Origin of the sequence: Agrobacterium sp. DSM 25558, assembly GCF_900100825.1 — a bacterium.
GTDB lineage: Bacteria > Pseudomonadota > Alphaproteobacteria > Rhizobiales > Rhizobiaceae > Agrobacterium.
On sequence record NZ_FMUD01000024.1, the window covers coordinates 69,268 to 93,611 of the forward strand.

Annotated in this window: 22 protein-coding genes; 12 read left to right on the plus strand and 10 right to left on the minus strand. The window is 56.3% G+C overall.

Going from position 1 to position 24,344, the window contains the following annotated elements; translation table 11 throughout:
• From DSM25558_RS19090 to DSM25558_RS19100, 3 genes are all read left to right on the plus strand, one after another.
• Positions 1-1,152, plus strand: coding sequence for a M24 family metallopeptidase (locus tag DSM25558_RS19090; protein WP_077106269.1), 1,152 nt, complete (start codon positions 1-3; stop codon positions 1,150-1,152).
• 84 nt (positions 1,153-1,236) lie between these two features.
• Positions 1,237-1,938, plus strand: coding sequence for a hypothetical protein (locus tag DSM25558_RS19095; RefSeq protein ID WP_077106270.1), 702 nt, complete (start codon positions 1,237-1,239; stop codon positions 1,936-1,938).
• 245 nt (positions 1,939-2,183) lie between these two features.
• Entirely contained in the window at positions 2,184-3,116 is a 933-nt protein-coding gene (locus DSM25558_RS19100; RefSeq protein ID WP_077106271.1) for a ribose-phosphate pyrophosphokinase, read from the plus strand.
• A gap of 91 nt (positions 3,117-3,207) precedes the next feature.
• Here DSM25558_RS19100 and adh read toward each other — a convergent pair whose 3' ends face one another.
• The 3 genes from adh to DSM25558_RS19115 form a co-directional block, all read right to left on the minus strand.
• A complete protein-coding gene (gene adh, locus DSM25558_RS19105) occupies positions 3,208-4,725 on the minus strand; it encodes an aldehyde dehydrogenase (RefSeq protein WP_077106272.1) in 1,518 nt (505 codons plus the stop codon).
• A gap of 316 nt (positions 4,726-5,041) precedes the next feature.
• Entirely contained in the window at positions 5,042-6,001 is a 960-nt protein-coding gene (locus DSM25558_RS19110) for a helix-turn-helix domain-containing protein (protein ID WP_077106273.1), read from the minus strand.
• Positions 6,002-6,085: 84 nt separating this feature from the next.
• Positions 6,086-8,158: a putative bifunctional diguanylate cyclase/phosphodiesterase gene (locus DSM25558_RS19115; protein ID WP_077106274.1), complete on the minus strand. Its 2,073-nt coding sequence runs from the start codon at positions 8,156-8,158 to the stop codon at positions 6,086-6,088.
• 322 nt (positions 8,159-8,480) lie between these two features.
• On the opposite strand from DSM25558_RS19115, the gene DSM25558_RS19120 reads away from it, so the two are divergent.
• The 8 genes from DSM25558_RS19120 (at position 8,481) to DSM25558_RS19155 (ending at position 16,391) form a co-directional block, all read left to right on the plus strand.
• The gene (locus DSM25558_RS19120) at positions 8,481-9,107 is read left to right on the plus strand and encodes a 50S ribosomal protein L25/general stress protein Ctc (RefSeq protein ID WP_077106275.1); all 627 of its coding nucleotides are present in this window, start codon (positions 8,481-8,483) and stop codon (positions 9,105-9,107) included.
• A gap of 306 nt (positions 9,108-9,413) precedes the next feature.
• Complete coding sequence (locus tag DSM25558_RS19125; protein WP_077106276.1) at positions 9,414-11,804, plus strand: EAL domain-containing protein; 2,391 nt, start codon at positions 9,414-9,416, stop codon at positions 11,802-11,804.
• Between the two features lie 24 nt (positions 11,805-11,828).
• Positions 11,829-12,545, plus strand: a complete 717-nt coding sequence (locus tag DSM25558_RS19130) for a substrate-binding periplasmic protein (protein ID WP_083716575.1) — start codon at positions 11,829-11,831, stop codon at positions 12,543-12,545.
• A gap of 87 nt (positions 12,546-12,632) precedes the next feature.
• On the plus strand, positions 12,633-13,349 hold the full coding sequence (pth, locus tag DSM25558_RS19135; protein ID WP_077106278.1) for an aminoacyl-tRNA hydrolase: 717 nt from the start codon (positions 12,633-12,635) through the stop codon (positions 13,347-13,349).
• Positions 13,350-13,468: 119 nt separating this feature from the next.
• Positions 13,469-14,095 (plus strand): exopolysaccharide biosynthesis protein, encoded by a 627-nt coding sequence (locus DSM25558_RS19140; protein WP_077106279.1) that lies wholly within the window; start codon positions 13,469-13,471, stop codon positions 14,093-14,095.
• A 114-nt stretch (positions 14,096-14,209) separates the two neighbouring features.
• Positions 14,210-15,313, plus strand: a complete 1,104-nt coding sequence (gene ychF, locus DSM25558_RS19145; RefSeq protein WP_077106280.1) for a redox-regulated ATPase YchF — start codon at positions 14,210-14,212, stop codon at positions 15,311-15,313.
• Between the two features lie 155 nt (positions 15,314-15,468).
• Positions 15,469-15,927, plus strand: a complete 459-nt coding sequence (locus tag DSM25558_RS19150; protein WP_244554256.1) for a MaoC family dehydratase — start codon at positions 15,469-15,471, stop codon at positions 15,925-15,927.
• The gene (locus DSM25558_RS19155) at positions 15,924-16,391 is read left to right on the plus strand and encodes a MaoC family dehydratase (RefSeq protein WP_077106282.1); all 468 of its coding nucleotides are present in this window, start codon (positions 15,924-15,926) and stop codon (positions 16,389-16,391) included. Before DSM25558_RS19150 ends, DSM25558_RS19155 begins: the two co-directional genes overlap by 4 nt.
• Before the next feature lie 39 nt (positions 16,392-16,430).
• Here the strand turns inward: DSM25558_RS19155 and DSM25558_RS19160 are convergent, their stop codons facing one another.
• From DSM25558_RS19160 to petA, 5 genes are all read right to left on the minus strand, one after another.
• Entirely contained in the window at positions 16,431-17,153 is a 723-nt protein-coding gene (locus DSM25558_RS19160) for a hypothetical protein (RefSeq protein WP_077106283.1), read from the minus strand.
• Between the two features lie 91 nt (positions 17,154-17,244).
• The gene (locus DSM25558_RS19165; protein WP_077106284.1) at positions 17,245-17,787 is read right to left on the minus strand and encodes an adenine phosphoribosyltransferase; all 543 of its coding nucleotides are present in this window, start codon (positions 17,785-17,787) and stop codon (positions 17,245-17,247) included.
• A 171-nt stretch (positions 17,788-17,958) separates the two neighbouring features.
• On the minus strand, positions 17,959-18,846 hold the full coding sequence (locus DSM25558_RS19170; protein WP_077106285.1) for a cytochrome c1: 888 nt from the start codon (positions 18,844-18,846) through the stop codon (positions 17,959-17,961).
• Between the two features lie 20 nt (positions 18,847-18,866).
• Positions 18,867-20,150: a cytochrome b gene (locus tag DSM25558_RS19175; protein ID WP_077106286.1), complete on the minus strand. Its 1,284-nt coding sequence runs from the start codon at positions 20,148-20,150 to the stop codon at positions 18,867-18,869.
• 13 nt (positions 20,151-20,163) lie between these two features.
• On the minus strand, positions 20,164-20,742 hold the full coding sequence (gene petA, locus DSM25558_RS19180; RefSeq protein WP_077106287.1) for a ubiquinol-cytochrome c reductase iron-sulfur subunit: 579 nt from the start codon (positions 20,740-20,742) through the stop codon (positions 20,164-20,166).
• A 397-nt stretch (positions 20,743-21,139) separates the two neighbouring features.
• Here petA and DSM25558_RS19190 point away from each other — a divergent pair, with 397 nt between their 5' ends.
• Positions 21,140-21,985, plus strand: a complete 846-nt coding sequence (locus DSM25558_RS19190) for an endonuclease/exonuclease/phosphatase family protein (RefSeq protein ID WP_244554257.1) — start codon at positions 21,140-21,142, stop codon at positions 21,983-21,985.
• Here the strand turns inward: DSM25558_RS19190 and DSM25558_RS19195 are convergent.
• A complete protein-coding gene (locus tag DSM25558_RS19195) occupies positions 21,982-23,853 on the minus strand; it encodes an ABC transporter ATP-binding protein (protein WP_077106299.1) in 1,872 nt (623 codons plus the stop codon). The genes DSM25558_RS19190 and DSM25558_RS19195 overlap by 4 nt on opposite strands.
• Positions 23,854-24,080: 227 nt before the next feature.
• On the minus strand, positions 24,081-24,344 hold a 264-nt coding region (locus DSM25558_RS19200), incomplete at its 5' end, for a transposase (RefSeq protein ID WP_143240166.1).

Here is a 24,344-nt window from a genome sequence, read left to right on the forward strand (position 1 = left end):
ATGGCCTTGCACTTCGACGCCGCCGAATTCGAGGCACGCCGCACCCGCCTGACCGAAAAGATGGCGGAAGACAAGCTTGATGCTATCCTGCTGTTTGCCCAGGAAAGCATGTACTGGCTGACGGGATATGACACGTTCGGCTACTGCTTTTTCCAGACGCTGATCGTCAAGGCAGACGGCACAATGACGCTTCTGACCCGCTCGGCCGACTTGCGCCAGGCGCGTCAGACATCCAATATCGAAAATATCGTCATCTGGGTGGATCGTCTCAACGCCGATCCGACGCTCGATCTGAAAAACCTGCTGAGCGACATGGATCTGCTCGGTTGCCGCATCGGCATCGAGTTCGACACCCACGGCATGACGGGCCGGGTAGCACGCCTGCTCGACAACCAGCTTTCCAGTTTCTGCCAGATCATCGATTCGTCAGCCGTCGTCAGCGGGCTGCGTCTTGTCAAAAGCCCGGCGGAAGTAACCTATGCCAAGCGCGCTGGTGCGCTGGCGGATGATGCGCTGGATGCCGCGCTCAAGATCATCGCGCCCGGCGCTGATGAGGCTGATATTCTTGCGGCCATGCAAGGCGCAGTTTTTGCGGGCGGCGGCGATTATCCTGCCAATGAATTCATCATCGGTTCCGGCGCAGACGCCCTTCTGTGCCGATACAAAGCCGGACGTAGCAAGCTGGACGAGAAGGATCAGTTGACGCTGGAATGGGCGGGCGTCAGCGCTCACTACCATGCGGCCATGATGCGAACGGTCGTCATCGGCGAGGTCGAGTTCCGTCAAAAGGAGCTTTACAATGCCTGCGCCGAAAACATCCGCGCCATCGAAGATGTCCTTCGTCCCGGCAACACGTTCGGAGACGTCTTCGACGTTCACGCTCGCATCATGGACGAGCGTGGCCTGACGCGCCATCGCCTCAATGCCTGCGGCTATTCGCTGGGTGCGCGCTTCTCGCCATCATGGATGGAGCATCAGATGTTCTATGCGGGCAACACGCAGGAAATTCTGCCCAACATGACGCTGTTCGTGCACATGATCATCATGGACAGCGACTCGGGCTTTGCCATGACGTTGGGTCAAACCTACCTCACCACGGAAGGCGCGCCGGAATCGCTCTCTCGCCACAGCCTTGATTTGCTGACGGTCTAATCTCGATTTGACTCGCGCCGATGTCGAACCTTACATTGCCATCGATCAGGGAACGATGGAGCATTTCATGAGGGGATATACGGCATGCGGCGGCTAGGGTTGGTGATAGCAATCCCAAGCCTTGCCCTGGCACTATCGGCCTGCAACACGACCGATGCGCTGACACCGCAAGTCGATGTCGGCCATAGCAACACCCAATCGACCCCGGTCAACCAGGGCGATCTGGACCAGATTGCCGCAGCAGCCGACCGGTCTCCGAGTGGCGTTTCGTCTCAGGTTCCGGCCTATGCACCGCAAAATACACGTCAGGCTCAAGCGCAGGCGATGACGAGCGGCGCGCAGTTTGGCCAGCCGGTGGCGCAACAGACGGCACCGGCACAGCCGCAGACACAAACCGCGTCCCTGCCCTCTGGCTCCTCGTCCGGCACCATCCGCTTCCTGCCCATCATCGGCGCACCCGTTCAGGCCGTGACGCCGCTGTCGCGTCAGCTGGGTGCCGAGGCGCGGGCGAAGGGGCTGACCATTCGCCCGTCGAGCGACACGACGGCGGAAAACATCCTGAAGGGATATTTATCCGCTTTTGCGGATGGCGGGAATATCACCATCGTCTATGTGTGGGACGTTCTGGATGCCAATGGCGCGCGGCTTCACCGCTTGCAGGGGCAGGAAACGGTACCCGCTCGCGGCAGCGACCCTTGGTCAGCCGTCACAGATGCGGCCATGCAGAAGATCGCTGCCAAAACGCTCAACGACTACCAGTCCTGGAGACAGTCCCAGCGGGGATAAGCCCGCGGAAATTGTGGATGAAACCTGTTGATACCGGCTAAGTCACAAAGTTTTCATGAAAATTAAGGGTATCACCACCTGACCTATTGCATTCACGGGCAACCCCGCTATTAAGGCGCCCATGGCAAAACGGCATGTCCGGCACCCTTTGGGCCGGGTATTCCTTCCCGTTGAACGACGCACGGACCACAGAGAAGTCTTGCTCTGTCGGATCTCAGGCGATGGCATTAAAACAGGCGGCAACAATGAAGGTTTTCGCAGGCAATTCGAACCGGCATCTGGCCGAAGCGATCTGCAAGTATCTTAATGTTCCCTTGGGAAATGCCACTGTAAAGCGGTTTGCGGACCAGGAAATTTTCGTAGAAATCAGTGAAAATGTGCGCGGCGAGGACGTCTTCCTCGTTCAGTCCACCTCCTTCCCTGCCAATGACCATCTGATGGAACTGCTGATCATGATCGACGCGATGCGTCGTTCCTCGGCAAAGCGCATCACCGCCGTTCTTCCTTATTTCGGTTACGCCCGACAGGACCGCAAAGCCGGCCCCCGCACACCGATTTCTGCAAAGCTCGTCGCCAACCTGATTACCGAAGCCGGAGCGGACCGCGTATTGACGCTTGATCTGCATGCGGGACAAATTCAGGGCTTCTTTGACATTCCAACCGACAACCTTTTCGCAGCGCCCATTCTGGCGCGCGATGTGAAGGAACATTACGACACGAAAAACGTCGTGGTCGTTTCACCCGATGTCGGCGGCGTGGTTCGCGCTCGTTCGCTGGCGAAGCGCCTGGACTGTCTGCTGGCCATCGTCGACAAGCGCCGTGATCGTCCGGGTGAATCCGAGGTCATGAACATCATCGGTGATGTGGCTGGCAAAGACTGCCTGCTGATCGACGACATCGTCGATTCCGGCGGCACGCTCTGCAACGCAGCCGAAGCGCTTCTCAAGAATGGCGCAACCAGCGTGACCGCCTACATCACCCACGGCGTTCTGTCCGGCGGTGCCGTTGCCCGTGTGTCCTCCTCCAAGCTGCGCGAGCTTGTCATCACAGACAGCATCCAGCCAACGACGAGCGTACAATCCGCGCACAATATCCGCGTCATCACGACAGCGACGCTCTTGGGTGAAGCGATCAACCGCACGTCGATGGAACAGTCGGTTTCCGGCCTGTTCGACTAAACATTCAGTTTTTGATCATAAATAGAATAAAAAAGCCGGAGCATGTGCCCCGGCTTTTTTGTTTATCAATGCGAACAACGAGCGGATTGGCTCAGAAGAAGCCGAGCTTGTTCGGGCTGTAGGAAACCAGCAGGTTTTTGGTCTGCTGATAGTGGTCCAGCATCATTTTGTGCGTTTCGCGACCGATGCCCGACTGCTTGTAACCACCGAAGGCGGCACCGGCTGGATAGGCATGGTAACAATTGGTCCACACACGACCAGCCTCGATACCGCGCCCTGCCCGATAGGCAAGATTGGTATCACGGCTCCAGACACCGGCACCGAGGCCGTAAACCGTGTCATTGGCGATTTCGATGGCCTCTTCCACGGTCTTGAAGGTTGTGACGGACACAACCGGCCCGAAGATTTCCTCCTGGAAGACACGCATCTTGTTGTTGCCTTCAAACACCGTTGGCTGAATGTAGAAGCCGTCTTTCAGATTACCCGAAAGCGATTTCTTGTCACCGCCGGTCAGCACTTTCGCGCCTTCCTTCTTGCCGATTTCAAGATAGCTCATGATCTTGTCGAACTGTTCCTGCGAGGCCTGAGCGCCGATCATGGTCGATGCATTCAGCGGGTCATCCTGGTTGATGGCCTCGACGCGTTTGATGGCCTTTTCCATGAAGCGGTCATAGATAGATTCGTGCACCAGTGCGCGCGATGGGCATGTGCACACCTCGCCCTGATTGAGCGCAAACATCGCAAAGCCTTCAAGCGCCTTGTCCAGGAAGGCGTCATCCTCGTTCATAACGTCGGCAAAGAAGATGTTCGGCGACTTGCCGCCCAGTTCCAGCGTGATGTTCGTGACGTTGTCGGCCGCATAACGCATGATTTCCTTGCCGACGGATGTCGAGCCGGTAAAGGCGATCTTGGCGATGCGGTTGCTTTGTGCCAGCGGCTTGCCGGCTTCAAGGCCCAGACCGTTGACGATGTTGACGACGCCGGGCGGCAACAGGTCTTCGATCAGTTCCATGACCAGCAGAATGGACGCTGGCGTCTGTTCCGCAGGCTTCAGCACCACGCAGTTACCGGCAGCAAGGGCCGGGGCAAGCTTCCAGGTCGCCATCAAGATGGGAAAGTTCCACGGAATGATCTGGCCGACGACACCCAGCGGCTCGTGGAAATGATAGGCAACCGTGTCATTGTCGATCTGACCGATGGAGCCTTCCTGTGCACGAATACAACCGGCGAAATAACGGAAGTGATCGATCGCCAACGGAATGTCGGCGTTGGTGGTTTCACGTAGCGGCTTGCCATTATCCCACGTCTCGGCGCGAGCGATGAGCTCGAGATTGTCTTCGATACGCTGGGCGATTTTCAATAGAATGTTGGAGCGTTCCGTGGCGCTGGTCTGGCCCCAGGCTGCGCGTGCCTTGTGGGCGGCATCGAGAGCAAACTCGATATCGCTGGCGTCCGAACGTGGGACTTCGCAAATCTTCTGGCCTGTCACTGGAGACAGGTTATCCATATAGCGACCGGATTTCGGCTCCACCCATTGGCCACCGATGTAGTTGCCGTATTTAAGCTTGAAGGGTGTTTCACCTGCCTTGTGCTGGACCTGAATGTTCATGAGTTCATCCTCCCTGATGAAATGCGACCCGTATCTGATCGCGTGACAGGAAGGTGGGCGTAGATTTCAGTAAAGCAAAGAGGCAACGCGATATTCCGCACTGCACAGTGTTTCACATCTGCGACAGCGCAATCTGTGAATGTATGTCACAGTGGCACCGAACCTTTCGGAATTATCAGACCTCCCTCATTCCTGTGCTTGTCACAGGAATCCGGTCGTCGCGCGTCGGCGCGACTGAGGAGACCGCTTTCAGCCCAAGAACTTGGTCTGGCTGGATTCCTGTGAAAAGCACAGGAATGAGAAAAAAACGGCTTTTCTAGTGAACCGACAGCTTCTTCATCTTGCGGTGAAGCGTGGCGCGGCTGATACCCAGCAGGGCGGCGGCCTGTGTGATATTGCCATTGGCGCGGGATAAGACCCGGCGCAGCGCTGCCCGCTCGGCATCAGCAAGTTCCGCGCCCTTGTCGTGCCGGTCTTCCCGCAAAGCGTCGGAGGCAGGAACGCCTATCGCCAGCCGCGTATCATCCAGGTGCAGAGCCAGCCGCGCCGCCCGCGTTGCGCCGAGAATGATATCATCCTGATCGACCGCCAGCAGAGACAGCGAGGTGGAGTTGCCGGATGGCAGCATGAGGATGCGCGCGCCGGGGAAAGCCCGACGGAACAGATTGCCCTCAATGCGCTGCGCCGCATCCCGCACGGCCTGCGTCAACATGGAGAAGGTCAGTTCGTTGACGTCATCTCGGCAGGTGGAAATATCCAGCGCGCCTGTAACTTGGCCCATATGGTCACGAATGGGAGCTGTGGTGCAGCAGAGGCTGATGTTGGACGAGAAAAAATGCTGGTCGCGATAGATGGTCACGGAGCGTTCATCCGCAAGGGCGGTGCCGATGCCGTTGGTGCCGACACTTGCTTCGCTCCACACCGCACCAGACCAAAGACCCAGTTGCCGAAAATCCCGGTCATCGGTCGCAGCACCGCGGCGTTCCAGCGCGACCCCATCGGCATCCGTCAAAAGCAAGCAGCAGCCCGCTTTGCCAACCGACAGAAAAATACGGTCCAGCTCGTCGGCGCTTTCGGCAATCAGTCCGGCAGAGATTTCCCGCGCTCTGCGAAACTCGGAATCGGCCAGAAAAATCGGTTCGCTGCCCTTTTCCGGTGCAAGATGATGCATGGTCATGCAGCGCCGCCAGGACGCGATGATAGGCGAACTGGCTGCAGCCGAGGGCTGGTTGGCGCTCTGGTACACATGGTCCGCGTGAGCGGTGCTGACAGACATATGCTCCTCCCGATTTTTGCCGGGATGGTGCGCCTGATGTGTCTCTCTTTCAATGAAAAAAAGCGTTATTGGCCGAGATCAGGCTTAGCTTGCCAACGGCAGGGCACTGCCTTCACTCAGCCTGTCGGCATCGGACATCCAATTGACGATCGAGTCGATGGTTATGGCCGGTCCCGGACGTCCGTAATAATATCCCTGAACATGCTGGCACCCTTCCCTGCGCAAAAACTCCAGATGGGCCTGGGTCTCCACACCCTCGGCCAAAACCGGAATGTTGAGGCTGTTGGCAAGGATCAGGGTGGAGCGGACGATGGCCTGAGACTGCAGGTTGGTTGCCAGCCCCTCCACGAAACCACGGTCGATCTTGATCTTGTCGAACGGGAAGCTCTGCAACGTCGATAGCGACGAGTAACCCGTTCCGTAGTCATCCATGGCGATACGAACACCCAGCGATTTCAACCGGCGTATCGTCACCAGCGCATGGCGATGGTCGGCAATGATACCGCTTTCGGTGATTTCCAGTTCCAGCCGTCTCGGCTCCAGGCCGCTCTCAGTCAGGATGCGCTGGACCTTCTTGACGAAGTCGGAATCCGAAAGCTGCAAGGGCGCGACGTTGACGGCGATGGTCAACGGGTTTCTCCAGCGCACCGCATGCAAACACGCTTCGCGCAACACCCATTCGCCCATTTCGATGATAAAGCCGGTCTGCTCCGCGATGGGAATGAATTCGGCGGGCGAGATCATGCCGCGCTCTGGATGGTTCCAGCGTAACAGCACCTCGAAACCGACGATGGCACCGCTGGTCGTATCGTTCTGCTGTTGGAAGTAGAGCTCGAAAGCCCCTTTTGCCAGCCCGGAACGCATGCTGACAGCCAAAGCGTTGCGCGCACGTGCAGCTTCGTCCATCGATTTGTCGTAGAAGCAGATGGTGCCGGTCACATCGCTCTTGGCGCGATACATCGCGACATCGGCCTGCGATATCAGGGCATCGGCATTTTTCGTGCTGGAATTCCCAACCGCGATGCCGATACTTGCGCCGACCGATAAAACCGTTTCATTCCACTCGATGGGCTGGATGACCTCTGCCAATAGGCGGTTGGCGAATTCCAGGCCGTCGGTGCGCGCGTAATAACGGGGCAACACCGCGACGAACTCATCGCCACCCACGCGGGCGACGAATTCTCCCGGCCGCAGAATGGAGCTCATACGGTCTGCCAGAGAGCGCAGCACGGCGTCCCCTGCCCCATGGCCGTGAACGTCATTGATTTCCTTGAAACGGTTGAGATCGAAAGACAACAGCGCGATGCGCGCAGTCGGATCGTTGCTGCGCTTCAGAAGCGCCTGCAAATGCTCCTGAAATGCCGCCCGGTTGGGAATGCCCGTCAACGCGTCGTGCAGGGAAAGATGGCGATACCGCGCAACGGCCTGCAAGCTGGTTTCCGAGTCGATGACATAGGTCGAAAGTCCGAAGGCAAGGAGGACGAAGGTAATGATGATAGCGCTACCACCCATGAGGCTGGGCGAAACCAGAGACGGGGCTATCGTCATTGCCGGTTCGAACGATACCGAAAAGGCTGCCATGGCAGTGTAGTGGGTCGAGGCAATGGCCAGCACCAGAAACGTCATGCCGCTATATTTGCAAAACCAGTTCACGGGCCGAACGACGCGGTTGGTTGCCAGCATACCGAACACGCCGCCAAACACCATCGATGCAATGACATAGACGGGATCCCAGACCAGTGACCCTTGAACCGTGTAGGCAGCCATCCCCGTATAATGCATGCAGGCGATGCCCAACCCGACGACAAGACCACCACCTTCGGCAAGTGGCGTGTTTCCGCCGTAGGTGGCGATGGCAAGCCCTGCGGTCGTCGCAATGACCGAGATGATGAAAGACAGACCGGTGAACCCCGGAAGAAACCCGACACTGCCAGGTGCCTGATACCCCAGCATGGCCACGAAATGGGTGGTCCAGATGGTTGTGCCGCCGATCATGCCCGCAAGAAACAGCCAGTTTGCGCGCTGAATAGATGTCGACTGGCGGGAGCGGGCAAAGAGACGCATGGTCAGAAAGCTGCCCATCACACAAATGGTGACGGCCGCTAGAGTATAGCGAATGTCATGGTCTACGGCCAGGCAGGTCAGAATTTGATACATCGAGATCACGGGTCTGTTGAATTGTTTCAGACTATAATGGTGATCCCGTTTTCACCGAGTTTACCGACATAGATAAGCAACCATTAAAATACTCGCCTCACGATAGAGGTCGCGCGACCATGTTGAAATCCAGACGCGAGACCAAGAGATTGATGTGTAATCCCCTGTCACCCTTGCCTTTGCGCCCTCTTTATACTATAGCGCCCGCATCCGTGTAGACACCCTTGGAGGCAACGCGGGCGAGACGGCTTTTTTAAAGTCTTCTCCAGTTCAATCCGACATGTCGGAATGAACTCTCCAGACAACCTAAAAGGATTATGCCATGAGCAAAGAGACTTATGAGCTCAAGGCCGAAGCGCGCGAACGAGTTGGTAAGGGGTCCTCTCGTGAACTACGTCGCAACGGTTTGATTCCTGCTGTCATCTATGGTGACAAGCAAACCCCAATTTCTATCTCGATTTCGACCAACGAAGTCACGAAGCGCGTCCAGGCTGGAGGTTTCATGACCACAGTTGCAACAATCGACGTCGATGGCAAGAAGTACAAAGTTCTGCCAAAGGACTACCAGCGCGACCCGGTCCGCGATTTCATGATACACGTAGACTTCCTGCGCGTATCCGGCAACTCGCAGGTTACGGTTGAAATCCCGGTTCACTTCATCAACGAAGACAAGTCGGACATCAAGAAGGGTGGCGTGCTCAACATCGTTCGTCACACTGTTGAAGCCCACGTACCGGCAAACGACATTCCCGAATTCATCACTGTCGATCTCGACGGCCTGACGATCGGCGACAGCGTTCACATTTCGCAGGTCAAGCTGCCGAAGAACGTTGCTCCAGTCATCACCGACCGCGACTTCACCATCGCAACCATCGTGCCGCCAACGGTCGCGATCGTTGACGACGTTCAGGAAGCAGTCGAAACCGAAGAAGAAGGCAAGGCCGAATAATACATTCGGTTCCATGTTCTTTATCAGTGCCTCGCATCGCAAGATGCGGGGCATTTTTTATGCCGTTTTTGTCCCTGGCAGATAGATAAAAAACTTAACTCGCTTGTTTAGCAACGATTAATCATTCCCGGAAACGATAAGTCAAAACTTTAGGTTTAGGACTTCGATATTAGCACGTAGCGGGGCACTGATCTGCTCCTCTAACAATCTGAATATCGTACGTATTTGAGGACGGGACTTTTTATCGCGTGGGCTGGGAAATTGACGCGGCAAGGGTTTAGAGGCAAGGGACGATAGTAGCTGCAGATGACCCACTCCGTAGAAAGCCGCTTTATCGCGATCGTTTCAGGTGCCCTCCTGGCACTGGTTGCTCCGCTCTTCTCCATCCTGCTGATGCTTTCCTACCACGAATCCGTTGCCAACCAGAAAGACCGCCTCGAAATCCTGCTCGTCGCCAACTCACAGGCACTCGGTCGCCCTTTGTGGGATCTCGATGACGACAGCATCAATCAGATAACCGGAACACTCGTCACCGACCCCGCCGTTTACATGGTGAAGGTGCGCGATACGTTTGGCCATCTGGACATCACCCAGACGGCGGGCTGGAACATGTCGGACGACACATCGTCCATCACGCGCGACATTACCTACAAGAACCTGGATGGAGACACCAAAGTCGGGTCGATCACTGTGTTTTTCCAGAATGTCGGCCTCTTCACCTCATTGAGCAATATCGAGCTTGCCTTCATCTCGATCTTCATTCTGGCCATCCTCACCATTTTCGCCGCCGCGATCATCGGCAACCGGCTGATGATCATGAAGCCTCTGCTGCGACTGACCGCTGCCATCGAGGCGACGCGCCGGCTCGGCTCGCGCCACCATGTCGACTGGCGATCCACGGACGAGATGGGCCGATTGGCGAAGAGCTTCAACGAGATGCAGATTCAGCTGGATCGCGAAGAGCAGGAAATCAAGAAAGCGCACCGGCGCACCACCGAGATTTACAATCATACCCCGGCGATGCTTTTCTCCCTTGATCCCGCAGACCGCATAGCCGCCGTCAGCGACTATTGGGTCGAGGCGACCGGTTATAATCGCGACGATATTCTCGGTCATGGCTTTGCCGACCTGATTACGCCTGAGGATCGCGCGCGCTTTGTCCTGCGCAAACACAATGAAGCCACGGGCGATGGTGTGGCCGGCACTTCGGACCTGACGGTTCGTTTCCAGTGCAGCGATGGGCGACTGATGGACGTGCTCATTGCAGAAAAATCCTTGAGCCTAGACGACGCTCATCACCGTTCGGAAGGTCTGAGCGTGATGACCGACGTGACGGAACTGCGCCGTTCCGAGCAGCGCAACCGGATGCAGGCGATCTCGGATCACCTGACCGGCCTCTTCAACCGTCAGGGTTTCGAAGCCATTCTTGACGAAAAAATCCTGGAAGCGGACGAAAACCGCACCGAGCTCGCCTGCCTTTTCATCGACCTGGACCGGTTCAAGATCATCAACGACAATCTGGGGCATGCCGCTGGAGATGCCGTACTCAAGACCTTTGTCGAGCGGCTGAAAGGCTTGCTGACACCGCTGGACAGCGCCTCGCGTCTTGGCGGCGACGAGTTTGCCATTCTACTGGCAGGACCGAAAACAGAAAGCCGTGCCACCGAAATCTGCGATGAAATCTGTGCGATTTTCGACAAGCCTTTCGATGCCGTCGGACACAGTGTGCGACTGAGCGCAAGTATCGGTCTGGCACTCTACCCGACACACGCAAAGACCGCTTCCGAACTCCTCCAGAACTCCGATCTGGCCATGTACAGCAGAAAACGTGCAGGCAAGAACGGTGCGCAGATGTTCGATCCCGCCATCATGAACGAGGCACGAGAGCGGGCGGAAATCGAACAGGATATCGAGCACGCACTGGAAGGAAACTGGCTGGAAGCTCATTTTCAGCCGATCCTGAACCTGACAAATGGCGAAACGGTCGGTTTTGAAGCCCTGATGCGGCTCAACCATCCGCGCAAGGGTATTCTCTCGCCTGCGGCCATTATCAGTGTGGCGGAAGAAAACGGCACGATCCAGCGTATTGGTAACGCCATTTTGGACCATGCCATCCGCAACCTCGCGACCCTCTCGGAACTGTCGGGGCTGGAGAACGCCTACGTCGCGGTAAACTTCTCCGCCCTTCAGTTCGAGCCTGGCCTGCCCACGCGCATCGCCGGCCTGCTGTACCGCCACGGCATCGTCCCAAGCCGGCTGGTGGTCGAAATAACCGAGGCCGTGCTGATGCACGACGATCCGCAAATTCGCGCGGTCCTCAGCGCCATTCGCCAACTGGGATGTCGTATCGCGCTCGATGATTTCGGCACCGGCTATTCATCGCTCAGCTACCTGAACCGCTTCCCCATCGATATCGTCAAGATCGACCAATCCTTTACACGGTCCATATGCGACGAGGTCGCTGAAATCAGCCACAGAAGCCGGATGCTTGTGGAAGGAATCAGCGCGATTTCCCACAAGATGAACTGTATAGTGATTGCCGAAGGCATTGAAACACGTGAGCAGGAAGCGATGCTTAAAGACATCGGCGTCGATTGCGGACAGGGATATCTGTTCGCAAAACCGCAGCCGATCAGCGCGCACATCGCCATTTTCGAGCAGCACAGCGATCAAACAATCGCAAAGGTCGGGACATAACGTCATCTGGGAGGATGAACATCAATGTGGCGAACTCTATTGGCATTGATGATTTTCTTGGCCGCGCTGCCCGTGTCGGCAGAACGGCTTTTTATTTCGACCGAAGAATATCCTCCCTATAATTTCCGCGACACCGATGGGCAACCAAGCGGCGTCTATATGGATCAACTAAAGATCATATTCGAACGCACGGGCATTGATTACGAAGCGACGATATTGCCTTGGGCAAGGGCTTTGGCGCTGGCCGAGACGAAACCCATGCATTGCGTCGTCGCAGCCGCGCGGACACCGGGGCGCGAAAATCAGTTCAAATGGGTTTCCCCCATTCATACCGACAGGAACGTCCTTGTTGCGCGCGGCGGGACGCACAGGGACATCAAGACCTTGAACGATGCCAAGGCCTATACGATCGGAACACAGCGAACCGATTACACAGAAGCGATTTTGAGGTCTCTCGGATTTCCCCGCATCGATCTCAGCGCCGATTTCGACAAAACGCTTTCGAAACTCGCGGCAGGCCGCATTGACCTGATGCCGATGTCGGAAAGCGCATTGAAGACAATGCCATCAGGCGATTTCGTCGAGGTTGTCACTTTAAGTCATCAAATTCTCGGAATGGCCTGCAACAAGTCCGTCCCGGATGCGCTGATCAGCAAGATGCAACATGCACTTGATGACCTCATAGCAGATGGAAGCCAGCGCCAGATTTATGAGAAATACGGCCTTGTTATTCAGCCTTAACGCCAAAATGTGAGACAAAAAAGTTGACACTCGCCGGTTTTTTCGGTGGTGAAGGACAACTGTTCATCGAACCAAGCGGAAACGTCCATGATCATCATTGCAGGCCTTGGCAACCCCGGCACGCAATATGCAAACAACCGGCACAATATCGGCTTCATGGCCGTCGATGCCCTGCAACGCCTTCCCTCATTTTCGCCGTGGTCGAAAAAGTTCAAGGCCGAAATATCCGAAGGCGAGATCGCTGGTGAAAAAGTGCTGCTCATGAAGCCTCTGACCTTCATGAACCTTTCCGGCGAATCCGTTGGCGAGGCCATGCGGTTCTACAAGGTGAAAACCTCCGATATCATCGCCATCCACGACGAGCTGGACCTCGTCGCCGGACGCGCCCGTATCAAGATAGGCGGCGGACATGGCGGCCACAACGGCCTCAAATCCATCGACGCCCATTGCGGCAAAGACTATCGCCGCCTACGGCTCGGTATCGGCCACCCCGGCGACAAAGACCGCGTGAACGGCCATGTGTTGGGTGACTTTGCCAAGAGCGATAAGGTCTGGCTTGAGCCGCTGATCGATGCCATTGCAGACAACGCCTCAATGTTGGTGAAGGGAGAAGACTCCCAACTCATGAACAAACTCGCGCTGGCAGTCGGCGTGAAAAGCGAAGTAGAGAAAGAGGCAAAGCCCGCCAAACCCACCGCCAAGTCGCACATCCATCAAGCCCGCAATTCCGCCCAACCCAAAAAGCTTCCGGAAACGGGACCGATGGCAGAGATGCTGAAGCGGATGTTCGGCAAGAAGGACTGAGATTGCAGCTGACAGGGTTCGGGCCGCTTGAAACTTCTTCCCGCATCCCCATTTCACGCTGATGATAAAATCGAACACCTTTTCCTTGTCCATCTCTTTGCAGCCAGAAAACTCTGCGCATGGATGACCCTGTGCATCACCAAACCATGGCAGCATTGCTGAGACGCCTGCCTGACGACCTGCCGGAAAAAGTGACACTGGCAGGATTACTAGACAAGCTCGGCGACAAGGCCATCGCCTTCATCCTTCTGGTCTTCGCTATCCCTGCCATCATCCCGACGCCGGGGATACCCGCGGGCATGATCTTCGGAACGGCGCTAGCCATCCTATCTTTGCAGATCATTTTCGGCTCGCGGACACTGAGGTTGCCCGGTTTTCTTGGTCGGCTTTCGGTATCGCGCTCCATCATCGAATTAACCGCAGAAAAGGCGGCACCGCGTCTGGCGAAGCTGGAAAGCCTGTTGCGCCCGCGTGGCCACGTTTTGACGAAAAGTCTGGGCGTACCTGCCATCGGTATCGTCATTTTTCTGATGGCGATTCTGATCGCCCTGCCCATTCCCTTCGGCAACATGCTTCCGGGCCTGGCGGTGCTGGCCTTCGCCCTTGGCCTTGCACAGCGTGACGGTGTTGCGGTGCTGGTCGGGCTATTTCTCGCCGTTCTCGCGGTCGTGACCAGTGGTGCCATTATCTACGGCGGCTGGGCGTTGATTTCAGATTGGTTTGGCTTCAGCCAAGCTGCTGTCTGAAACGTGGTTTTGCAGGGAATCCTTATGGTTTGCGGCATCAAGGCTTGACCTTGCCCTGCCCTTTCCGCAAAAGGCTCGCTAACGGAATTATTTAGACAGAGGCAGGTTAAAGCCATGGGCTTCAAATGTGGTATCGTTGGTCTGCCGAACGTCGGCAAGTCCACACTTTTCAACGCGCTGACCAAGACGGCGGCGGCGCAGGCGGCGAACTATCCTTTCTGCACCATCGAACCCAATACGGGCGAAGTGGCCGTGCCGGACCCGCGCATGAAGGTGCTGGCCGATATTGCAGGCTCCAAGGAAATCATCCCCACCCGCATCTCCTTCGTGGATATTGCCGGTCTGGTGCGCGGTGCTTCCAAGGGTGAAGGCCTGGGCAACAAGTTCCTCGCCAACATCCGCGAAGTCGATGCCGTGGTTCACGTCCTGCGCTGCTTCGAAGACGATGACATCACCCACGTCGAAGGTCGCATCAATCCAGTCGGCGATGCCGATACGATTGAAACCGAACTGATGCTGGCCGACCTCGAAAGCCTCGAGCGCCGCGTGGAGCAGACCCGCAAGCGCGCGTCTTCCAAGGACAAGGATTCGCTGGCGCAATTGCCGGTCATGGAAGCGGTCATCAAGCTTTTGAACGATGGCAAGCCAGCCCGTCTGCTGTTGAAGACACTGGCAGAAGACGAGGTCGAAGTGCTGAAGGGCTTGAACCTTCTGACCTCGCATCCTGTTCTGTACGTCTGCAACGTCGCGGAAGCCGATGCCGTCGATGGCAACGAGCACACCAAGGCCGTTGCCGAAATGGCAAAAGCTCAGGGCGCGGAATGCGTGATTATCTCCGCAGCGATCGAGTCCGAAGTCGCACAGCTTCCTGAAGACGAATCGAAAGAATTTCTCTCGGCTCTGGGTCTGGAAGAAGCCGGTCTCGACCGCCTGATCCGTGCAGGCTACCAGCTGCTCGACCTCATCACCTATTTCACCGTTGGCCCCAAGGAAACACGCGCCTGGACTATCGTGCGCGGTACCAAGGCACCGGGCGCTGCTGGCGTCATCCATACCGATTTCGAACGCGGCTTCATCCGCGCCTTCACCATTGCCTATGACGACTACGTCGCCTTTAAGGGCGAAGTTGGCGCCAAGGAAGCGGGCAAGGGCCGTGACGAAGGCAAAGAATATGTCGTCCACGATGGCGACGTCATCCACTTCCGTTTCAACACCTGAACCAACGACAATCAGAAGAAATGGCCCGCGCTTCGTTGCGGGCCTTTTTATTTTAGGTCACGAACATTCGTCATGCCGCCCATAAATTTACCTTTACGTAAAAGATAGAGTTGCGTTACGCTTTGCGAACAGGTCAGCGAAAGAGGAGTTCGCCGGTGAGATATAGCTTTGAAGATTTCACGCCCGGTCGAAGCTTTCCGCTTGGGCCAAAGACCGTGACGGCAGATGAGATCATCGAGTTTGCAACTGAATTCGATCCTCAGCCGATGCACCTGTCGGAAGAGGCGGGAAAAGCCAGCATTCTGGGCGGTCTTGCTGCATCTGGCTGGCACACATGCGGCATGCTGATGCGCATGACGGTGGACAGCTATATCAGCCATTCTCCTTCTCAGGCCGGTCTTGGGGTCGACTACGTCGAATGGAAAAGGCCCGTTCTTGCTGGCGACACACTGACCGGCACATCGACGGTGGTCGAGCAACGCGTGTCGAAATCGAGGCCCGGATTGGGCGTGATCAAGCTGCGCCACGAACTGCAAAATCAGCGCGGCGAAACCGTCTGCGTGGCTGAACTGAACGCCATGCTGGCAACAGCGACAAATGGTGCGGCATCATGAAGTTCATCGATCTCTATCCTGATGATGTGAAACTCGAACTCGGTACCGTCCATTTCTCGGCTGAATCCATCATTCGATACGCGGAGAAATTTGATCCGCAACCCTTTCACCTCGATGCAGAAGCAGCTCGAAACTCGGTTTTCGAGGGGCTTTGCGCCTCTGGCTGGCAAACCAGCGCCTCATGGATGAAATGCTTTCTTGCCTATTGGGAGCGAGAAGTGAAACGCCTGATATCCGAAGGCGTCCAACCACCAAAGCTCGGCCCGTCGCCCGGCTTCCGCAATATGAAATGGCACCGTCCGGTCTATGCGGGCGATGACATCACATATTTCGCTACCATGATCGCCTCTCGCCCCCTCGCCTCCCGTCCGGGCACCTTTTTGAACACCACGCTCAATGAGGGGGAGAATCAAAATGGTGAAACAGTCGTGTCCTTCGAGAGCAGCGTTCTGGAATTCGAATAAGCCTATATTCGACGGTATATCGCACTTCCAAAAATCCGCTTAGCGGCTGCCAGTCCACAATGGTAGACCGGTCGCTTCGGCAACTTCGGGATCAGCAGTATAAACCGGCAGGCCTTTTTTGCGCATTTCCGTCAATGCAGCGAGGTCCGGCCCGCTGTGACCTCTGACTAGGTTTTCGACATTATAGATATGCCCCGTCGAAGCTGGATTTATCCCGGCGATCACCACAGCCTCTGCTCCGCTTTGGAGAGCGAGCATGACACCGATGACGCCGTTCGAAAACTTTGCCTGACGCTCGATCTCCAAATTCACCTTGCCGGTGATAGCATGGACAAGTGCAATGCGACGATTGCGGCCAGCGATGTAAAGGTCGTCACATCTGTAGTTGAAGCGAGTAAGGCCGGCCATCAGCCGCTTTTTGCTATGCTGCCACAGCAGTAGATAAAGCTTTCCGGTGCTTTCGCCATCCAGTACGCGGCGAACTTCTTTCGCGTTGGTGTTGGTGCCTTCAATCTGGTTGAACGTCATCAACGTTATATCCGGTTTTTCCACACCCCATTTTTTCGCGACAATCTGCGAGCCGTTGACCGATATCGTCCTATATGACGGGTCGAAGCCGAGAGGCATGGATGACTGCGGAGCCGAACCCACCACCACAACCTTGCGGCCTTGCAGCGAAGGTTCTACCCACGGCTTTGGCCGAGTTAAAAAATACCACAGCGATCGGAAAATTTTCGATCTGATATCTTTTAAATTGCTCATAGAGGCTCCGACGTCCGTTGATAAAAGAGCCTTCGCAAGACATCGCAACAGGCTCAATATATTGAGGTTGGGTGACCGGTCGGCCTCTGGGTCAGTGCCCGGAAAATTCTACCAGCGTGCGCACTTCCACACCGAGATCTTCCAGCTTCTTGCGACCGCCCAGATCCGGCAGGTCGATGACGAAGCAGGCTGATACGATATCCGCCCCCATCTGGCGCAGCAACTTCACGGCACCTTCTGCGGTGCCGCCGGTCGCGATCAGATCATCCACCAGAATGACCTTTTCGCCGGGCTGCACGGCATCCACATGCATCTCCATCTCGTCCACGCCATATTCCAGGCTGTAGGCGACGCGAACGGTGGTGTGCGGCAGTTTGCCCTTCTTGCGGATCGGCACGAAACCGGCGGAAAGCTGATGCGCCACAGCACCGCCCAGGATGAAGCCGCGCGCTTCCATGCCCGCAATCTTGTCGATCTTCGTTCCCGCATAGGGCTGAACCAACTCGTCCACCGCACGGCGGAAGGCGCGCGGATTGCCGAGAAGCGTGGTGATGTCGCGAAAGATAATCCCCGGCTTGGGATAATCGGGAATGGAGCGAATAGCAGCGGCAAGCTCCGAAGCAATAACAGTCATGGAATATCCGATGGTTTCTGGATGAATTGAACGTCTGGCGACCTTATCAACTCACACGAGGCGCACCAACAGAAAATGCCCATCGATGCAAAGCGGGAGCCTGCTTCCAAACAACAAAAAGCCCCCACGGAGGAACCGTGAGGGCTGGTATCAGGCGTTTGATAGAACCAATCAGTGTTCTTTTCTGGAGTATACGGACTTTTTCGTCAGGTAGATCAGTACCGTGAAGATCAAAAGAAACACCATGACCATGAAACCGGTACGCTTGCGTTCTTCCAGATGCGGCTCTGCGGCCCACATCAGGAACGCCGAGACGTCCTGCGAATACTGGTCCAGCGTCTGCGGGGTACCATCATCGTAGGTCACCTGATCTTTGCTGATCGGCGGTGCCATCTTGAGTGCTATCGCGCTGCCGAAATGTGGATTGAAGTGCGTACCTTCGGCAACTTCGATACCAGCAGGTGCATCCTGATAGCCGGTCAGCAGGGCGTGGATATAGTCAGGTCCACCTTCCTGATAACCGCCGACAAACGGGATCATATCGAAGACGAACTGCGGAAAACCACGTTCGACGCCGCGGGCCTTGGCCAGAAGCGACATATCCGGAGGAGCAGCGCCGCCATTGGATGCCGCAGCCGCTTCCTTGTTGGGGTAAGGCGACGGGAAATGGTCGGATGGAACGGCCTTGCGCGTGAACATCTCGCCGTCGGCGTTCGGGCCATCCTGCACTTCGTACTCGGCGGCAAAGGCCTTGACCTGATCTTCCGAGTAACCCAGGCCTTCCAGTGTGCGGAAGGAAACCAGGTTCATCGAATGGCAGGCGGAACAGACTTCCTTGTAGATCTTCAATCCACGCTGAAGCTGGCCCTTGTCGTATTTACCGAATGGTCCTGCGAAAGACCACTTTTCTTCTTGCGGCTTGAGGATGGGGAAATGCCCGCCCGCAATTGCATGCTCGGTCTGTGCCTTGAGATCATGGGCTTCTTCTGCTGCCGAAACCGCAGAACCGAAACCACCCATGACAGCGATAAGCGCGATGCTCGTTACAAGCTTTTTCATTGTAATCGTCCCTCTCGCGCTCATATCTTCACCGCAGCCGCAGGGGCTGCAGCGGCCTTGCCGTTCTTTTCCAGAACAGCCTCGGTGATGGAATTTGGAATACGCCTTGGCGTTTCAAACAGACCGAGAAGCGGCATGATGATCAGGAAGAAGCCGAAGTAGTAGACCGTTCCGAGCTGCGACAAGGCAACGTAGAGGCCTTCCGCAGGGCGCGAACCCAGCCAGCCGAGCATGATGGAGTTCACCACGAAGATCGCGAAGAACATCTTGTACCATGGACGGTAGACGGCAGAGCGAACCTTCGACGTGTCCAGCCAAGGCAGGAAGAACAGCACCACGATGGCACCGAACATCACCAGAACGCCACCAAGCTTGGAGTCGATCGGGCCGACATTGAAGGTGATGGCGCGCAGCATGGCGTAGAACGGCAGGAAGTACCATTCCGGCACGATGTGCGCAGGTGTCTTCAACGCGTCAGCCATGATGTAGTTATCGGGGTGACCGAGGAAGTTCGGCATGTAGAACACGAAATATGCGTAGAACAGCAAGAAGACGGAAACGCCAAGCGCATCCTTCAACGTCGCATAGGGCGTAAACGGAACGGTGTCCGTCTTGGTCTTCACTTCGACGCCGGTCGGGTTCGTCTGGCCTGTGACATGCAGCGCCCAGATGTGGAGGATAACGACACCCACGATCATGAAGGGCAGAAGATAGTGAAGCGCAAAGAAGCGGTTAAGGGTTGGCTGGTCAACGGCGAAGCCACCGAGCAGGAACTGCTGGATCCACTCACCGATGCCCGGAAAAGCCGTGAAGAAGCCGGTGATAACCGTTGCACCCCAGAACGACATCTGGCCCCAAGGCAGAACGTAACCCATGAAGCCGGTTGCCATCATCAAAAGGAAGATGACGCAGCCGAGAATCCAGAGGATTTCGCGCGGAGCCTTGTAGGAACCGTAGTAGAGGCCACGGGCAATGTGCAGGTAGACGGCGATGAAGAAGAACGATGCGCCGTTGGCATGCATATAACGCAACAACCAACCGTGGTTCACGTCACGCATGATCTTTTCGACGGAGTTGAAGGCAACCGTCGTTTCGGCAGCATAATGCATGGCCAGCACGACACCGGTCAGGATCTGCACGATCAGCATGACGGCCAGCATCGCGCCGAACGTATAGGCGTAGTTCAGATTGCGCGGCACTGGGTAGGATATGAAGCTGTCATGAATCATGCGCGGCAGCGGCAGGCGAGAATCGACCCATCTTTCGATACCGGTCGAGGGCTGGTAACTGGAATGACCACTCATTTCAAATGTCCCCTTATCCGATTCTGATCACGGTATCGGATGTGAATGCGAAGGTCGGAATATGCAGGTTTTCCGGCGCCGGACCTTTGCGAACGCGGCCCGCCGTATCGTAGTGCGAGCCATGGCAGGGACAGAACCACCCGCCGAAATCGCCGGCTTGACCCAGCGGAACACAACCCAGATGCGTGCAGGAACCGATCATGACGATCCAGTTTTCCTTGCCGGCACCCGCAGAACGGTCAACATCGGTTGCCTGCGCTGTGGCATCAAGGTTGGCGTTGCGCGCAACCGGATCTTTCAGATCCGTCAATTGAACGGCGTTTGCTTCATCGATTTCTTTTTGTGTGCGGTTGCGGATGAAGATGGGCTTGCCGCGCCACTTCACGGTAAGCGACATGCCCGGCTCGACACTCGCCACGTTTACCTCGATAGAGGCAAGCGCCAGCGTGGACGCGTCAGGACGCATCTGGTCAATGAACGGCCAGACTGCAGCACCTGCGCCGACGACGCCTGCCATACCGGTCACCAGATAAAGAAAATCGCGACGGGTTGGCTCACCCGTAGCGTCATGATCATTAACGTGCTCACTCACCGCTACACCATCCTCTGCGCTGATTTCGTTGAAAGTCGCATGAGTCCTCCAGCTCTGTTTTGATCCAAGACAAACTCGATCCCCCAAGTCTCGGTCACTGCGCGACAATTAAATTCGCGCCTATTCTGCTTGATCGCAAAATATGCCGGACCTTGGCAAGAGGAAAGCACACAAAGCTGCCGTAATTCTGCCTTGCAAGCCATTTTTCTCTGCCTTTTCCAACCGAGCTGTCCATCCTGCAACATTGTGAAGCCGATTGACGCGTGATAATCAGAGGAAGGGAGAGCTGACACACGGGGTTTTGATTTTGAAAGCTAGGCTCGCCTGCGTCGCAGCGACTGCACTTTTCCTTGCGCTTTTCGTTATAAGTATCCGATATGTAGCAGATTTTTGGCTCTTGGCATTCGTCAACAGCTTCCAGCTTCACATTGCCGTTCTGGCCGCATTCGCCGCATTATTGTGCCTCATCGCCCTGCGCTCGCGCATCTTTATCGTGCTGCTGGTGTGGGCAATGATGCTGTGCGCACATGCTCTTTATATGCATCGAGAGTTCGTTACGGACGCATTTGCGCCAACGGGCTCCAAACCCTTCCGTCTGCTCTCTTTCAACGTGCTGATGGAAAATTCGAGGAATGCCGAATCAATAGCGGACACGCTTCTGGCTTCGAATGCAGACGCAATTTACGTCATGGAGGCATCCGCGCTGACGAGCGTCTTACCCCGTCTGAGCCAGACCTACCCCTACAGGATCGGTTGCGGCCAAGGTACGCAATCCTGCGATTTGCTGATGCTGTCGAAAAGACCGCTTGAAACTGCCCGCATCGGTAGCCTGAGCTACGTCAGCCGCGATCGGTTTGCCATGGCAACGATCGACGTTGACGGCGTGAAGCTGACATTGGCAGCGGCACATCTGGCAAAGCCCTACTTCGATGAATATCACCGCAATGAGCTTAGCCGCATCCGGTCCGCATTCTCATCCGTCATAGGACCGCTGATCCTGGGCGGGGATTTCAACTCTGCAAGCATTGCGCCTGATATGCAGGATTTCCTGCTGGCGACCGACCTGAAGAAGGCACCATGGGAACCGGCCACATGGCCCATTGAAGCTGCACAATTCGGCATCGCCATCGACCATATATTCGCAAGAAAACCGGCTGTATTGATGAAGCTGGAGCGCTTGCCTGACAGTCTCGGCTCCAACCATTACGGGCTGGTCGCCGATTTCGTGATCGCGGCACCTTAAACCGGCGCAACATCGTCGGCAGACAGAAACCCGCCGGACTGCCGCGTCCATAGCTCGGAATAGAGCCCGCCACTGGCAATAAGCTGCCCGTGCGTACCCTGCTCAACGATCCGCCCGGCATCCATGATAATCAGACGGTCGAGCGCTGCAATCGTGGATAACCGGTGCGCGATGGCCAGGACCGTCTTGCCGCGCATCAATTCATCCAGATTGCTCTGAATGGCTGCTTCGACTTCAGAATCCAGCGCTGACGTCGCCTCGTCCAGAACCAGGATAGGCGCGTCTTTCAGCATCACCCGGGCAATGGCGATGCGCTGGCGTTGACCACCAGACAGCTTCACCCCGCGCTCACCCACATGCGCATCCAACCCTCGTCGTCCGCGTTGGTCCTCGAGCCGCTCGATGAAATCATCGGCTTTGGCGCGTTTGATAGCCGCGAGCAATTGCTCTTCATTGGCATCCATACGCCCGAACATGATGTTATCGCGGATGGACCGATGCAGCAGCGAGGTATCCTGCGTGACCATGCCGATGTGCGCGCGCAACGTTTCCTGGCTGACCTTGGCGATATCCTGTCCGTCTATGAGGATACGGCCCTTCTCGACATCGTAGAACCGCAGCAGAAGATTGACGAGCGTGGATTTACCAGCGCCCGACCGGCCCACGATACCAACCTTTTCACCAGGCTGAATATCGAGGCTTAGATTATCGATCACACCTTCGGCACGTCCATAATGAAAACTGACATCCTCATAACGGATGCCGGGCTTGGAGACGACCAGCGCCGGTGCGCCGGGTACGTCCACAAGATTGATCGGCTGCGAAATCAGCTCGGCGGCGTTCTGCACGGTGCCGAAGTTGCGCATGATGCCGTTGAACTGCGTCATCAGTCGGCCCAACAGAAAATTCAGCCGCAAAACCAGTGCCAGCGTGAAGGCGACCGCGCCGGAACTGATCTTGCCGGAAAGCCACAGATCGATGCAGAGAGCGGCCATGGATGTGATCATGATGCCTGATAGCAGCGCCATGGATGCCCGCACGCCTGTTATAAAGCGTGTGAACATCATGGTCGTGCTCTGGAACGTGTCGAAACCCTGCCGCATATAACGGTCATTGGCATCATCACGCCCAAACAGCCGCAACGTCTGGATGTTGCTGTAAGCATCGACCATTCGGCCAGACAGCATGGAGGCGGCCTCTGCCGTCTCTCGGGAATGCTTCCTGATGCGCGGCACGAAATAGCGCGCAAGCAGGGAGAATATGCCGACCCAGACCAGAACCACCACGGCCAGACGCCAGTCCAGCCCGCCGATCAGAAACAGCATCGATACGGAATAAATGCCGACGAACCACACACTTTCCATCAGTGAGGTCACCAGATCGCCCGCCGCCTGCCCGCCAGACCAGACCTTGGTGACGATTCGGCCGGAAAAGTCGTTCTGGAAGAAGGTCAGCGATTGCCGCGCCACATGCATGTAGGACTGCCAGCGCACGAGATTGTAAAAACCGGGCGTAATGACCTGCTGATCCACCAGCGCCGTTATCATCGTGATCACGAACCGCACGACGGCAATCAGAAGCAGCATGCCGACGAGCTCATAGCCATGCCCGGCAATCAACCCGGCCCAGCCCTCACCCGGCTTGACCGTGGACAGAATATCCACCAGCCGCCCGACGAACCAGAACAACGCCGCCTCGATAGCCGCCGTCATGCCACCCAAAATAAGCATGGCGAAAAAAGGCGTCTTTGCCTGCGAAAGGTAGAACCAGATAAACGCGAAAGTATCCTGCGGCGGCCTCAAATCGTCCTTGCGGTCGAAGGGCTTGATCCAGTTCTCAAAAAAACGAAAAATACGGGTGATGACCATGATTTCGGTATAAGCGGAATCGGAAGACGGGCAAAGCGGCGGTGAGATTATATTTTGGTAATAGTCGCGGGCGAAACGTCCAGAAATGCTCTCGCTGACAAAGACCACAGCCTCCGTCACCCCGGCCTTGAGCCGGGGCCCAGCAGCGTCGCGTCTGCGGCGCGAAAGAGTCTCTATCGATCAAGGACTTGATCGAACTGGACCCCGCATCAAGCAACCGTGGACGATCAAGTAAAAGCAGGGTCTGTTTTTGCGATTGCGTTGAGGATGGTTATGAGCTTTCGGATTGTTGCGACGATGGCGATCTTAAAGGTTTTTCCGTTGCTGCGCAGGCGCTGGTAGAAAGTGCCGAGAATGGGATCCTTGATCTTGATTGCGCTCAGCGCGGCCATGTAGGCAATGTCGCGCAGATGCTTGCGTCCTCCAGAGCATTTGCCTCTGCGGTTCGAACTGCCGGATTGGCGCGCATGGGGAGCAACGCCCAGAAGGGC

Coding starts and splice junctions, on each gene's coding strand:
- pth (WP_077106278.1), top strand. CDS start 12,633: ATGATCATCATTGCAGGCCTTGGCAACCCCGGCACGCAATATGCAAAC.
- DSM25558_RS19165 (WP_077106284.1), bottom strand. CDS start 17,787: ATGACTGTTATTGCTTCGGAGCTTGCCGCTGCTATTCGCTCCATTCCC.
- DSM25558_RS19170 (WP_077106285.1), bottom strand. CDS start 18,846: ATGAAAAAGCTTGTAACGAGCATCGCGCTTATCGCTGTCATGGGTGGT.
- DSM25558_RS19125 (WP_077106276.1), top strand. CDS start 9,414: ATGACCCACTCCGTAGAAAGCCGCTTTATCGCGATCGTTTCAGGTGCC.
- DSM25558_RS19100 (WP_077106271.1), top strand. CDS start 2,184: ATGAAGGTTTTCGCAGGCAATTCGAACCGGCATCTGGCCGAAGCGATC.
- DSM25558_RS19115 (WP_077106274.1), bottom strand. CDS start 8,158: ATGTATCAAATTCTGACCTGCCTGGCCGTAGACCATGACATTCGCTAT.
- DSM25558_RS19195 (WP_077106299.1), bottom strand. CDS start 23,853: ATGGTCATCACCCGTATTTTTCGTTTTTTTGAGAACTGGATCAAGCCC.
- DSM25558_RS19090 (WP_077106269.1), top strand. CDS start 1: ATGGCCTTGCACTTCGACGCCGCCGAATTCGAGGCACGCCGCACCCGC.
- DSM25558_RS19095 (WP_077106270.1), top strand. CDS start 1,237: ATGCGGCGGCTAGGGTTGGTGATAGCAATCCCAAGCCTTGCCCTGGCA.
- DSM25558_RS19120 (WP_077106275.1), top strand. CDS start 8,481: ATGAGCAAAGAGACTTATGAGCTCAAGGCCGAAGCGCGCGAACGAGTT.
- DSM25558_RS19175 (WP_077106286.1), bottom strand. CDS start 20,150: ATGAGTGGTCATTCCAGTTACCAGCCCTCGACCGGTATCGAAAGATGG.
- DSM25558_RS19140 (WP_077106279.1), top strand. CDS start 13,469: ATGGATGACCCTGTGCATCACCAAACCATGGCAGCATTGCTGAGACGC.
- DSM25558_RS19155 (WP_077106282.1), top strand. CDS start 15,924: ATGAAGTTCATCGATCTCTATCCTGATGATGTGAAACTCGAACTCGGT.
- adh (WP_077106272.1), bottom strand. CDS start 4,725: ATGAACATTCAGGTCCAGCACAAGGCAGGTGAAACACCCTTCAAGCTT.
- DSM25558_RS19160 (WP_077106283.1), bottom strand. CDS start 17,153: ATGAGCAATTTAAAAGATATCAGATCGAAAATTTTCCGATCGCTGTGG.
- DSM25558_RS19110 (WP_077106273.1), bottom strand. CDS start 6,001: ATGTCTGTCAGCACCGCTCACGCGGACCATGTGTACCAGAGCGCCAAC.
- ychF (WP_077106280.1), top strand. CDS start 14,210: ATGGGCTTCAAATGTGGTATCGTTGGTCTGCCGAACGTCGGCAAGTCC.
- DSM25558_RS19130 (WP_083716575.1), top strand. CDS start 11,829: ATGTGGCGAACTCTATTGGCATTGATGATTTTCTTGGCCGCGCTGCCC.